Below are 14,538 nucleotides of genomic sequence, written 5' to 3' on the forward strand. Positions count from 1 at the left end.
AAAGTGTAGTCTTTCGGAAAGACAAGATATTTACCAAAAACCGATGAAGGAAAGGGAGAATTCACCATGAGTATGAATTCGGAACTGGAAAAAAACACGTTATTTTTGAAAAGGCATGAATCTATTCAGAAATGCCTTAATTATTTGATTGAAAATCGGCAGGAAGTGATGGATATTCTCACGCAATTTTCATCCTATCGGGCCGCCAATGCAGAAATGGATTCCACGATCTCCACACTTCAGGGCGCTTTGCAAGAAGTGCAAACCTATCAGCCAGACTGGCAACGGTCTATGGCTGTATTCATGCCTTCTAACGTCGTTTTATACTCCTATGCATTATACCTTTTGATTCCGTCCCTCTACGTTGAAAATATAGACTTTCGCCCTTCCTCTCATGTAAACGAGTATGTCAGCTTACTGCATGAAAAGCTCCAGGCTGTACATGGATTACCCATCTATAATCGTAAAGTCAGCCAGAAGGTGTTCATGGAAAATTCCGTGATCCCCGCTGATATTGTAGTGTTCACCGGGAGCTATACCAACGCGGAGAAGATCAAAAAACAAATCCGTAAGGAGCAGCTCTACATTTTCTATGGACAAGGAATCAATCCTTTCATCATCGGACCCGATGCCGATCTCGAATTAGCGGTTACCGATGTAATCCGAATGAGATTGTACAACTCTGGACAGGATTGCCTGGGACCCGACATCATTCTGGTGCATCAGGATGTGAGGGAGAGCTTTAAAGATTTGCTGATTAAGCGGCTTGACCAACTCGTGTTTGGAGGAAACAATGACCCGAACGCAAACTATTCACCTATTTTCTATAAAGATACGCTGTATTCGGTTTCTGAATACTTTAATACGAACGATAAGTTTATTATTTACGGCGGCGGCATTGATTTCCGTACGAAAAAGATGGAGCCAACGGTTATATATAGCGAATTGGATGAGAATTTGGAAATTATCGAGTATTTTTCACCAGTCTTCAATGTGGTTATCTATCGTGACGACGAGCAGCTGACCAAACGTATTTCCTCCAGTTATTTTAGCGAACGTGCAATGGGCTGCAGCCTGTACGGGTCTGAGCATCTGGCGGACGTCCTTCGAAAGAAGCACACATTGACCATTAATCAGACGCTTGAGGATGTAGATCAGGGTAATAAACCCTTTGGTGGCTATGGCACGATGTCGAACTATATTTATCACGATTACAAGCTCGTATCGAAGCCGATTTTGATTTCTGAAATCGTCGCAGAATACTTGTCGGAAAAGAGGAGTTTGGTATGACTGTAAGCTTATCTCCCTGGGATGCCATTATTGGCTACTTAAAATCGGCTGGGGTCCGGCATCTCTTTGGACTACCAAGTGATGATCTCCAAATCATATCATCACTCCCCCCGTCCGGTATGGATTTCATTCTATGCAAAGACCAGCGTAATGCTGTGTTTATGGCAGCAGGCTATGCGCTCACAACCAACCAGATGTCCGTCTGTGTTGTGGGTAAAGGGCCAGCACTCAGCAATACACTCACGGGGCTATTGGAAGCGAAGAACCTTGGTGCGCCAGTTCTGCTTTTGGCACTTGGCACCGGAGGAGACAAGCTGGGGACCCGTTCCTTTCAGGAAGCAGACCAAATCTCACTTGTGAAGCCGCTCGTAAAATGGGCTTATCGTGTTGAGCATGTGGAACGACTGGTATGGGCGATGGAGCGGGCAGCTTTTTTGGCCATCAATGGAGCCCCAGGTCCGGTCTACATTGAACTGCCCGAAAACCTGATGGATCAGTCTGTGCCGATTGGGTTTCAGTCGGCTCCGCCCGAAAGGCTTTCATGCTCTCCGTCTCTACGGGAGCTGGATGCGGCATGGGGAATCATAGAGACGGCCCGCAAGCCCCTCATTCTAGTCGGAGGCGGGATGAAGTCAGCGACCAGCAATGTAATAGAGCGGTTCGCTAATCAGCATGGAGCGGCCTTGTTCGCAACCGCCTCGGGACGGAGTGTAGTTGATGAAGACCATGAACTTTTTTGTGGTGTTGCCGGGCTCTACACGGATATCAGCTTGAGACGAATCTGGGAGGAATCCGATGTCGTGATCACGCTGGGCAGCCGCCTCGAAGAAACAGCTACGTTCGAGTGGGATCTTCTTCTGCAGGATACACCTTTAATTCAGGTCAATGTCGAGCTGGAGGATTTTGCACATGAATACAGGGGTGTCAAGGTGCTGGGAGATGGATATGCCGCAGTAGAGCAATGGCTTGAACGGCGGGGACAGGAGCCTGACGGAGTATGGCTTGAGACGATCAGAAGCTGTAAAGAGAAGGCTTTTTCTCAACGGGCCGTTTATCTGGAAAAGTTGAAAAAGGCCCCTGGAATCCACGTGCCGGAGCTGTTGGAAATGATTCAGACAGAGCTGCCTGAAAATCTGGTGCTTCTTCAAGAGAATGGATTGCAGGATATGTGGTCCTACTTTTATCCATATTTTCGTTTTGCCGCAGGTTCTCTTTCGATTGTTCCCAGTGACCAAACGAGCCTTGGATTCGGTGCGGCCGCTGCTTTGGGGGCAAGTGTGGCAACTGAATGTCCAGTAGTGGCACTTGTCGGTGATGGCGCGTTCAATCTGTTCTCCCCGGATTTTATTACGGCGGTACAGTACCGGATACCGGTAATCTATCTCGTGCTGAATAATGGCGGCTATGGCTGGTTGCAAAATCAGATGAATTACAAGCACCTCTCAGGGCAGTCCTTCCCGTTTGTTTCAGAGGCCGCCAAGACAGGAATTCAAATTCCCCAGTATGAGTTTGTCGAAAGCCTTGTGATCCGGAGCAAGGAGGAGGCCCGGGGACAGCTTCAGCTTGCTTGGGAAAAGTATCAGGAGAACAAGCTTGTGGTCATCGAGGTATATGCTGACCTTGCAGATGTGCATGAGAAAATCAGTCATGTATATGGCGACTTTCCTCTCTATGATCAACAGGCTTCCAAGAATTAATTTCAGTGAAGGACGTGAGTACAGTGAGAAGACGTGTTGTAGTAACAGGACAGGGAGTCGTAACGCCGGTCGGTCATAATCTTGCCGATTTCTGGAATTCGCTGTTGGAAGGAAAGAGTGGAATTGGACCTGTCACTGTATTTGATGTAGCCAATATACCGACCAAAATCGGGGCACAGGTTACGGGGTTTGATCCATTGCAGTATATGAGCAAGAAGGAAGCGCAAAAAGTTGCACAGTTCACTCAATTTGCCTTGGCGGCTGCCCGGCAGGCAGTCGAGCAATCCAAACTAGTGATTGATGAGCGGAATGCAAGACGCGTGGGGGTTATTGTCGGCTCTGGAGCAGGCGGCCTCGACGTAGTAGAGGAGAACTACAGAAAGCTAATCGAACTTGGTCCCAAAAGGGTTTCACCATATTTTGTTTCCTCCATGATGATTAATTCTGCGCCCGGCGAAATCTCCATTGCGATCGGAGCCAAGGGGCCTTCGTTTGCTGTGGTCACAGCTTGTGCTACCGGAAGTAATGCCATCGGTGAAGCATTGCGTACGATCCAGTATGGCACGGCTGATGTCGTGGTTGCCGGAGGGGCAGAAGCGAATTTTAGTCAGCTCGATTTGGCCTCTTTTGCGAATATCCATGCGCTCTCCAGACGAAATGAAGAGCCACAGAAGGCCAGCCGCCCGTTTGATGTGGACCGCGATGGATTCGTCATCGGCGGAGGAGCAGGGGTCTTGGTGCTGGAGGAGCTGGAGCATGCATTGAACCGGGGAGCTACCATTTTGGCCGAAGTTGTGGGTTACGGCTGCACAACCGATGCCTATCATATTACGGCTCCTGATCCTTCGGGCTCCGGTCCGGCAGAAGCCATCAGCATCGCCCTGCAGGATGGCGGCTTGACACCGCAGGACATCGACTATGTCAATGCCCATGGTACGAGTACGCCATTCAATGACCGTATGGAGATCAATGCGATTCAGAGCGTATTCGGAGAGCATGCTCCCCGCCTGGCGATATCATCTATCAAATCGATGACAGGCCATTTAATGGGTGGTGCAGGGGCAGTTGAATTGATCGCAACTGTACAGAGCTTGATCCATAACAAGGTGCCACCGACACTCAATTGCGACAATCCTGAAGCCCCTGAGCTGAATTTTGTGCCGCACGTATACCAGGAACGCGAAGTCCGTGCAGCGATTAGTAATTCGTTTGGCTTCGGCGGCCATAACGTTTGTCTGGCTGTACGCAAATGGCAGGAGGAATAACATCGTGAATGTTGACGACATACGTATTCTCGATGTACTTCCTCACCGTTATCCGTTCATTATGATCGATAAGGTAACGGGTTTTGAGCATTCAAAATGGGCCAGAGGATACAAGAATGTAACCTGGAACGATTGGTTTATTTCCGAAGCGAATCCGTTTATGCCCTATATGATGGTCGTTGAAGCATTGGCGCAGTTAGGCGGCTTTGCGACTATGGACGAAACGGGTATCTCCTATTTGAGCTCATTGAATCAGGTCGAGATGCACGAATGGGCTCAGCCTGGAGATCGGCTGGATCTTTATTTTGAAGTAACGAAGAGGAAAAGAGGTTTTCTCATCGGCAAAGGTTTGGCTACTGTAGGAGATCGGATTATTGTCAAGGCAGAAGAAATCGTATCGTTCACTCCGAAACAAGTATAACGTGAACCTGCATTAAGGAAATAGGGTCATCGCAATCACAAGAAGGGAAGAGGAATAGGTTATGAATAACAACGTACAGCGATTTTTTCCTTTAACGAATGCGCAACAGCGGATTTGGTACACTGAGTTGCTTTACCCGAATACGTCCGTATCACTACTCCTGGGGACGGTAAAGTTTAAAGGAAAAATGAACATAGATGCCTTAAAGCGCTCCATCAATATGGTCATTAAGCAATACGATGCTTTTCGCATTCGTATCACGGCCGAGAACGGCATTCCCCGGCAATACGTGGTTCCTTTTGAGGACAAGGAGTTCACTTGCCTGGACGCAGCCGATTTCAAAAGTATAGATGAATTGAAAGCCTGGTTGGAGCGTCATAACCAAACGCCTCTTGAACTGCTCAACAATGAGCTTTTTCATTTTTTGTTTATTAGAATCAGCGATGACGAGTTTTGGCTGAGTGTTAAAATGCATCACATTATTTCAGACGGCATTTCCATGGTTCTTTTCGGAAACCAGTTAACGGAATATTACATTGATATCATTCGGGGAATAGAATCCCAACTGGGCAAAGAATATTCTTATATCGAATATATCCAAACGGAAGAAGCCTATGTACAGTCTGAGCGGTTTGCAAAGGACAAGGAGTTCTGGAACGATAAATTTGCCGGGCTGCCCGACGTGACCGGATTGAAACCGTATGATCCGCTGCTGTTGAGCACGACTGCCCAAAGAGCGCATTTTACAGTAGACGGCAGCTTGTACAAGGGAATAAAACAATTTTGCCAAGATCATAAAGTCAGCTTGTTTCAATTTTTTATGGCGGCAATGTACATTTATATGCACAAAGCGACGGGCGAGCAGGATATCGCAATCGGCACCTCTTTTGCCAACCGTTCAACCAAGAAAGAAAAAAATACGGTGGGTATGTTCGTCAGCACAATAGCAGCCAGGTCTTTTGTTGACCCTGACGCTGATTTGACGAGCTTTTTGCAGAGTGTGGCCAAGGAGCAAGCCGCGATTTTACGGCATCAAAAGTATCCATATAATCAATTGATTCAGGATTTAAGGGAAACCTACCGCAGCAAGGATATCCAGCGGCTGTTCGGCATTTCGATGGAATATCGTCCGGTAAGCTGGGTAGATTTGGATGACGTTCGCATTCATACGGATTATGATTTTGGCGGCGATGAAGTCAATGATCTGGTGCTTCATATTGCTGAGTTGCTGGATGAAGATCAATTGGTGCTGCATGTCGATTACCGTTCCCGCCTGTTCGATGCAGGTGAGATTGCGAGAATCATTCGACATCTCCTGGTTATAACGGAACATATGACCGAAAATCCCGAACAAAAAATATCGGAGATATCTCTGATCAATGAACAGGAAAAAAACGAAATTTTGACCGTATTCAATGATACGAAGGCTGATTATCCAAAGGATAAAACGATCTATCAGATGTTCGAGGAGCAAGCGGAGCGGACACCTGAGCAGATGGCGGTTGTGTTCGGGGAAAGCCGGCTCACGTACCGTGAACTGAACGAGCGGGCAAACCGTTTGGCCCGCACACTGCGGAAGCAGGGCGTACAGGCCGATCAACTCGTCGGGTTGATGGCCGAGCGTTCGCTGGACATGATGGTGGGTATTTTCGCCATCTTAAAAGCTGGAGGAGCCTACGTGCCGATTGATCCGGACTACCCGGAAGAGCGCATCCGCTACATGCTGGAGGATTCGGGGGCGAAGCTGCTCCTGCTGCCAAGCCATTTGCAGGATCGCGTGCACTTTGCAGGAAGTGTCATGCTGCTGGACGATCCGGCCATTTACGACGAGGACGGCGCGAATTTGGAGAGCATCAACGCACCGGCCGACCTTGCTTACGTGATCTATACGTCGGGAACGACGGGCAAGCCGAAAGGCGTCATGATCGAGCATCGGTCGGTGATTAACCGCCTGACCTGGATGCAGGAGGCGTATCCGCTGGATGCGGGAGATATGATACTGCAAAAAACGGCGATCACGTTTGACGTTTCCGTATGGGAGCTGTTCTGGTGGTCGTTCGTGGGAGCGAGCATGTGCCTGCTTCCAGTCGGCGGGGAGAAAGACCCGGAAGTGATAGTAGAGACAATCGCTGCACAAAAGGTCAGCACGATGCATTTCGTACCGGCGATGCTAAACGCCTTCCTGGAGCACATCGAGCGTCAAGGAGAGCCAGCGCAAAGCAAGCTGGCTTCGCTGAAGCAAGTGTTTGCCAGCGGGGAAGCACTAACGCCGAATGCGGCGGCGCGGTTCCAGCAATACGTCGCGCCGGTCAGCCAGGCGAAGCTGGTGAATTTGTACGGACCGACGGAAGCGACGGTGGACGTATCGTACTTTAACTTGCGAGCGGACGAAACGTACCGAACGGTTCTGATCGGCAAGCCGATCTCGAATATACGGCTGTATGTCGTCAGCGAGGGCGGAAAGCTGCAGCCGATTGGCGTGCCGGGCGAGCTGTGCATCGCGGGAGACGGGGTCGGGCGAGGGTATCTCAACCGACCTGAGCTGACGGCGGAGAAATTCGTGGACAGTCCTTTTTCGCCGGGAGAGCGGATGTACCGAACAGGAGACCTGGTTCGCTGGCAGGCGGACGGGAATATCGAATATTTGGGACGGATCGACCATCAGGTGAAAATACGCGGCTACCGGATCGAACTCGGTGAAGTGGAAACGCAGCTGTTGAAAGTGGAGGCTGTGCAGGAGACGGTCGTCGTAGCGAGGGAAGACGAAAGCGGTCAGAAGCAACTGTGCGCATACTTTACGGCGAATGCAGAGCTGACGGCAAGCGAACTGCGCGGAGCGCTGGCGCAGGAGCTTCCGAGTTATATGATCCCGTCGTACTTCGTACAGCTTGAGCATATGCCGCTGAGCCCGAATGGCAAAATTGATCGCAAGGCGCTACCTGCGCCGGAAGAACATATGAATACCGGACAGGAGTACGTAGCGCCCCGAAGCGAGCGGGAAGCACAGCTTGTGCGAATATGGCAGGAAGTGCTGGGACTGCAAACCGTCGGGATCAAGGACAACTTCTTTGAGATCGGAGGACATTCCTTGCGGGCCACAATCGTAACGGCCCGGATTCAAAAAGAAATGAATGTCGGTATATCCCTGCGGGAAGTGTTTCAAGCGCCGACCATTGAGCAAATGGCACAGTTGCTGGACGGAAGGGAGCATATTGACTATGCATCCATACCAAATGTCGAGGGACAAGCGTATTATCCTGTCTCTTCGGCTCAAAAGCGGCTGTACTTGCTGAGCCAGCTCGAAGGCGGGGAAACCAGCTATAACATGCCGGGCGTGCTGATGGTAGAAGGGAGTCTGGATCGCTCGCGAGCAGAAGAGGCATTCCGTCAATTGATCCGTCGACACGAGACGCTGAGAACGAGCTTTGACGTGGTGAACGGTGAACCGGTGCAGCGCGTGCAACCGGAGGTTCCCTTTGCGGTAGAGTACATTCAAGCCAAGGAGGAGGAAGCGCCAGCTCACATTCGCCGTTTTGTACGGGCATTCGACCTTCGGCAGGCGCCGCTTCTGCGAGTGGGATTGATCGAACTGGAAGCGGAGCGTCATCTTTTGTTGTTCGATATGCATCATATTGTTTCCGACGGCGCGTCCATCAACATCTTGGTTGAAGAATTCAACCGGTTTTATGAAGGGGAGGAACTGCCGAAGCTGCGGATTCAATACAAGGACTATGCGGCTTGGCAGCTGGCTGAGGCTCGCAGCGAACGGCTGAGCAAGCAGGCAGCGTACTGGCTGGATGTCTATCGCGACGAGCTGCCTGTGCTCGAGTTGCCGACGGATTATGCGAGACCGCCCGTACAAAGCTTCGCGGGAAGCTCGATTGAATTTGTTATTAATCAACGACAAACCCATGCTTTACAGCAGCTTGCCGCCCAAACCGGTTCCACCTTGTTTATGGTGCTGCTCTCCGCTTACACTGCTTTGCTGCACAAATATACAAGGCAGGAAGACATTATCGTGGGGACCCCGATCGCCGGAAGACCGCACGCCGATCTAGAGGGCATGATCGGAATGTTTGTCAATACGCTCGCGCTCCGAAACTTCCCGGCTGCAGACAAGACTTTTTATCAGTATGTGCTGGAAGTCAAGGAATCGGCGTTAAAAGCGTATGAAAATCAGGATTTTCCGTTCGAAGAACTGGTCGAGAAGCTTGATCTCAGACGAGATTTAAGCCGCAATCCGATATTTGACACCTTATTTGTTTTGCAAAACACAGAACAAGGGGATCAGGAAATCGACGGACTGCAGTTTAAACCTTATGCTCATCCTCATCAGACGGCGAAATTCGACTTGACGTTGCATGTAACCGAGAACGAGGAAGAACTGGCATGCAGTCTGGAGTATGCGACTGCGCTGTTCCAACGGGAAACCGTGGAACGGATGACGAAGCACCTAGTGCAATTGATTGACGTTATTCTGGAGAAACCCGAGACAAAGCTATCGTCGATCGAGATCATTACGCCGCAGGAAAAGGTGCGGATCGTGGAGCAATTCAATGCGACGGCAGCGGATTATCCGCGTGAGAAGACGATTTATCAGTTGTTTGAGGAGCAAGCGGCAGGATCGTTGGCGCATGTGGCCGTCGTATGCGAAGACGCGCGTCTGACATACCGCGAACTGAACGAGCGGGCAAACCGGCTGGCGCGGACACTCCGCGACAAGGGTGTCGTTCGGGATCAGCCTGTGGCGATTGCCGCCCATCGGTCGATCGAGCTGGTCGTTGGCGTTTTGGCGATCCTCAAGGCCGGCGGAGCCTACGTGCCGATTGACCCGGATTATCCGGCGGAGCGCATCGGATATATGCTGGAGGATTCGGGAGCGAAGCTCTTACTCATCCGGCGGGACGATGTGGCTGATATCGGCTTTGCCGGGAGCGTCATCGATCTGGACGATGACGCGGCATATGCCGAAGACGGATCGAATCTCGGCTTGACCGGCGCTCCTGGTGATCTGGCTTATGTAATTTATACGTCGGGAACGACAGGCAGACCGAAAGGCGTTATGGTTGAACACCGGAACGTCGTGCGCCTGGTGAAGTCTACGGACTATGCCCAATTGGATGAAACGACGCGAATTTTGCAAACAGGCGCAGTGGTGTTTGACGCGTCTACATTCGAGATTTGGGGAGCGCTGCTGAACGGCGGCCAGCTCTATCTGGCCAGCAACGATGTCATTCTGGACGCCCGTAAGCTTAGACAGGCTATCGAACAATACGGCATTACAACCATGTGGCTGACCTCTCCGCTGTTCAACCAACTGTCGCAGCAGGACAGCAAGCTGTTTGGCGCGATCAAGACGCTGATCGTCGGGGGCGACATGCTATCAGCCCCGCATATCAACCGGGTGCTGCGGGACAATCCGGGCCTCGACATCGTGAACGGTTATGGCCCGACGGAAAATACGACGTTCTCGACGACCTATGCGATTCCCGGCGAACTCACGGAATCGGCGCCCATCGGTCGGCCGATCCGCAACTCGACGGCTTATGTCGTGGACAGCTCGATGAAGCTGCTGCCAATTGGGGCATGGGGCGAGCTGATTGTCGGCGGGGATGGTGTCGCGCGCGGATATTTGAACCGTCCGGAACTGACGGTGGAGAAATTTGTTCAGGACCCGGTAAAGCCAGGAGAGATCTGTTACCGGACAGGTGATTTGGTTCGTTGGCGTGCTGACGGAAACCTTGAGATCAAGGGACGGATTGATGAGCAGGTGAAAATCCGCGGTTTCCGCATTGAGCTGGGCGAAGTGGAGGCTCAGCTTGCCAAGATAGAATCGATTCGGGAAGCCGTCGTGATTGCGCGGGCGGACGAAAGCGAACAAAAACAGCTTTGCGCCTATTTTGCGGCCAGTAACCGGCTGAGCGCAGGCGAGATCAGAAGCGCGCTGGCAAAAGAACTGCCCAATTACATGATTCCATCCTACTTTGTCCAACTGGAGCAGCTTCCGCTGACGGCCAACGGGAAGGTGGATCGCAGAGCGCTGCCGGCTCCCGAGGAGAACGTTCACACGGGAACCGAGTACGCTGCACCGCGGACAGCCGTGGAGCAGGCTCTGGCTTCCGTTTGGCAAAGCGTGCTCGGTGTACGCAATATCGGCATTCACGACAGCTTCTTCGATCTTGGGGGCGATTCGATCAAATCGATCCAGGTGTCTTCAAGGCTGTTCCAAGCAGGCTACAAGCTGGAAATGAAAGATATGTTCAAGCATCCGACCATTGCGGGACTGAGCCCGTATGTCCAAATGGTCAGTCGCATAGCGGAGCAAGGGGAAGTCAGTGGCGCGACCAAGTTGCTCCCGGTTCAGCGCTGGTTTTTCGAGCAGCATTCCGTAAGTCCGCATCACTTTAACCAGGCTGTCATGCTGTATCGGGAGGATGGTTTTGAGGAAGCGGTGCTTCATCAAACGATGAAGAAGATCGCCGAACATCACGATGCACTGCGACTGGTGTTCCGCCAGACGGAACACGGATATGAGGCGTGGAACCGCGGCATGGCGGAAGGCGAACTGTATACTTTGGAAATTGTCGATTTCAAAGAGCAGGTTGCTCCCGAGGCAGCCATCCATGCGAAAGCAAGCGAAATCCAACGCGGCATCGACCTGATTCATGGACCTTTGATGAAGCTGGGGTTGTTCCGGTGCGCGGAAGGGGATCATCTGCTGATTGTCATTCACCATTTGGCCGTAGACGGTGTGTCGTGGCGAATTTTGTTCGAAGATATCGCGACAGGCTACGAGCAGGCGGTAAACGGCCAGGAGATTCAGCTCCCGCAAAAAACGGATTCCTACCGGACATGGGCACAGCAGTTGTCGCTGTACGCGGAAAGTCCGGCGATGGAACATGAGCGGGCTTATTGGGAACAGCTCGGGCAAATAGTAGCAGAGCCGCTGCCGAAGGATGAGGTGCAGACCTGTCCGCTGGTTTTAGACAGCGAAACCATCACGATTCAATGGACCGAAGAGGAAACGGAGCTGCTGCTCAAGCAGGCGAACCGCGCTTATAATACGGAGACGAACGACTTGCTTTTAACGGCACTGGGGCTGGCTGTTCAGGCCTGGAGCGGTATCGGGCGAGTGCTGGTCAATCTGGAAGGACACGGTCGGGAGCCGATTATCCCGGATATCGACATCACCCGCACCGTAGGCTGGTTCACAAGTCAATTCCCGGTTGCCTTGGAGATCGGAAGTAACAACGACCTGTCAGGCCAAATTAAGCGGATCAAGGAAAGTATGCGCAGCATTCCGCATAAAGGCATTGGCTTCGGCCTCCTGAAATATGGGTCTGCAAATCTGGAACGTGTTATACGTGAGCTCAAGCCGGAAATCAGCTTTAATTACTTGGGCCAATTCGATCAAGACTTGGACAACAGTTCGTTGCAGCTATCTCCTTATTCGACAGGCGGCGCGATAAGTGAACATGCTGTGCAAGCTTATACTTTGGATATGAACGGGATGATTTCCGAAGGAACGCTATCGCTTGCCATCACTTACAGTAGCAAACAATACCGCAAAGAAACGGTGGAGCGGCTATCCGAGCTCATCCGGACATCCTTGCAAAAAGTCATCCGGCACTGCACAAGCAAAGAAACGGCCGAATTGACGCCAAGCGACATATTGCTGAAGGGATTGACTATAGAACAGCTCGATCAACTGGCATCGCATCACCGGCACGTCGGCGAAATCGAAAATGTGTACAAGCTGACGCCGATGCAAAAAGGCATGTTTTTCCACAGTCTGCTGGAGCCGCATTCACTTTCGTACTTCGAACAAGCGACGTTCGAATGGCATGGTCACTTTGATGCGCAAAGCTTTGCGCAAAGCCTGGATGCTTTGGTGCAAAGACATGCTGCGCTCCGCACCAATTTTTATAACGGATGGGGCGACCCGGTACAAATCGTTTATCGAACCAAACGCAGTGAATTCAATTATGAAGACCTGCGCGGGATGGAGCAATTACAGCGTGAGGCGTATATCCGGAATTATATAGATGATGACAGAAACAGAGGGTTTGATTTGACGCAGGACCCGCTGCTCCGCGTTTCCGTTCTACACAAGGGCGAAGCGGATTATCTGCTTATGTGGAGCTTTCATCATATCATTATGGACGGCTGGTGCGTGCCTCTCATTACACAAGAGGTGTTCGAAACCTATTTTGCGATCAGCCAGCAGAGAGAACCTGAGTTTCTCCCAGCCTTGCCGTACAGTCGTTATATCGAATGGCTGGATCGGCAGGATGATCAGGCGGCAGCCGAATACTGGAGCGACTATTTGGCAGATTACGAACAGCATACGCAGATTCCTCAAGCGAAAGCCCAAAACAAGCCGGAAGCCTACGTTTCAAAACAGATCGTTTGCGAGCTGGGCAAGGATCTGACCGGGCGAATCGAACAGGCGGCAAAACGGTATCAGGTGACAGTCAGCACTTTGATGCAGACTGTTTGGGGAATCGTGCTTCAAAAATACAATAGCAGCAGGGACGTTGTTTTCGGCAGCGTTGTTTCGGGAAGACCTGCGGAAATACCGGGAATTGAAAGCATGATCGGACTGTTTATCAACACGATTCCAGTACGTGTGCGGTCAGACGAAACCATCAGTTTCGCAGATATGGTCAAACGGCAGCAGCAACAGTACCTGGCTTCCCATGCCTACGATACGTACCCTCTTTATGAGATCCAGACGCAAACCGGACAACAGCATTTGATCACACATATCATGGTATTTGAAAACTATCCCGTAGAACAGCAAATCGAGCTGTTGGGCGGGGAGCAGGCAGCTTTTGAGATTACGGACGCTGAGCTGTTTGAGCAGACGAACTATGATTTCAATCTGATTGTTTTGCCGGGCGAAGAATTTAAAATCGTATTCCGCTATAACGAGCTCGTCTATGAGCAGTCTGGCATCGAACAGATTCAGGGACATCTGATTCATATGCTGGAACAGGTGGTAAGCCGCCCGAACATTCGTGTGAACGAGCTGAAGCTGGCGACGCCGCAAGAGGAGGCGCAGATGCTGCTCCTCGGAGGCAGTGCGACAACCGCTTATCCTAAGGAGAAGACGATTCATCAGTTGTTTGAGGAGCAAGCGGCACGGTCATTGGCGCAGGTGGCCGTCGTGTACGAAGACGCGCGTCTGACATACCGCGAACTGAACGAGCGGGCAAACCGGCTGGCGCGGACACTCCGCGACAAGGGTGTCGTTCGGGATCAGCCTGTGGCGATTGCCGCCCATCGGTCGATCGAGCTGGTCGTTGGCGTTTTGGCGATCCTCAAGGCCGGCGGAGCCTACGTGCCGATTGACCCGGATTATCCGGCGGAGCGCATCGGATATATGCTGGAGGATTCGGGAGCGAAGCTCCTGCTCATCCGGCGGGACGACGTAGCCGATATCGGCTTTGCCGGGAGCGTCATCGATCTGGACGATGACGCGGCATATGCCGAAGACGGATCGAATCTCGGCTTGACCGGCGCTTCGGGCGATCTGGCTTATGTGATTTATACGTCGGGAACGACAGGCAGGCCGAAAGGCGTTATGGTTGAACACCAGAATGTGGTGCGTTTGGTGAAGAATACGGACTATGTCCAATTGGATGAAACGACGCGAATTTTACAAACAGGCGCAGTGGTGTTCGACGCGTCCACATTCGAGATTTGGGGAGCGCTGCTGAACGGCGGCCAGCTCTATCTGGCCAGCAACGATGTCATTCTGGACGCCTGGGAGCTTAAGCAAGCTATCGAACGATACGGCATTACAACCATGTGGCTGACCTCTCCGCTGTTCAACCAACTGTCGCAGCAGGACAGCAAGCTG

Annotated in this window: 5 protein-coding genes; all 5 read left to right on the top strand. The window is 51.5% G+C overall.

Going from position 1 to position 14,538, the window contains the following annotated elements:
- Positions 1 to 66: 66 nt before the first annotated feature.
- Complete coding sequence (locus tag JO375_RS16245) at positions 67 to 1,290, top strand: aldehyde dehydrogenase family protein (RefSeq protein WP_229525444.1); 1,224 nt, start codon at positions 67 to 69, stop codon at positions 1,288 to 1,290.
- Positions 1,287 to 2,987: a thiamine pyrophosphate-binding protein gene (locus JO375_RS16250; RefSeq protein WP_229525445.1), complete on the top strand. Its 1,701-nt coding sequence runs from the start codon at positions 1,287 to 1,289 to the stop codon at positions 2,985 to 2,987. The genes JO375_RS16245 and JO375_RS16250 overlap by 4 nt, the downstream gene beginning before the upstream one ends.
- 23 nt (positions 2,988 to 3,010) lie before the next feature.
- On the top strand, positions 3,011 to 4,252 hold the full coding sequence (fabF, locus tag JO375_RS16255) for a beta-ketoacyl-ACP synthase II (protein ID WP_229525446.1): 1,242 nt from the start codon (positions 3,011 to 3,013) through the stop codon (positions 4,250 to 4,252).
- A 4-nt stretch (positions 4,253 to 4,256) separates the two neighbouring features.
- Entirely contained in the window at positions 4,257 to 4,673 is a 417-nt protein-coding gene (locus JO375_RS16260) for a 3-hydroxyacyl-ACP dehydratase FabZ family protein (RefSeq protein ID WP_229525447.1), read from the top strand.
- Between the two features lie 61 nt (positions 4,674 to 4,734).
- Positions 4,735 to 14,538: non-ribosomal peptide synthetase (locus tag JO375_RS16265; RefSeq protein WP_229525448.1), on the top strand; the 9,804-nt coding region annotated here is incomplete at its 3' end.

The sequence above is a fragment of the Paenibacillus farraposensis genome, from assembly GCF_020736845.1.
Taxonomy (GTDB): domain Bacteria; phylum Bacillota; class Bacilli; order Paenibacillales; family Paenibacillaceae; genus Paenibacillus; species Paenibacillus farraposensis.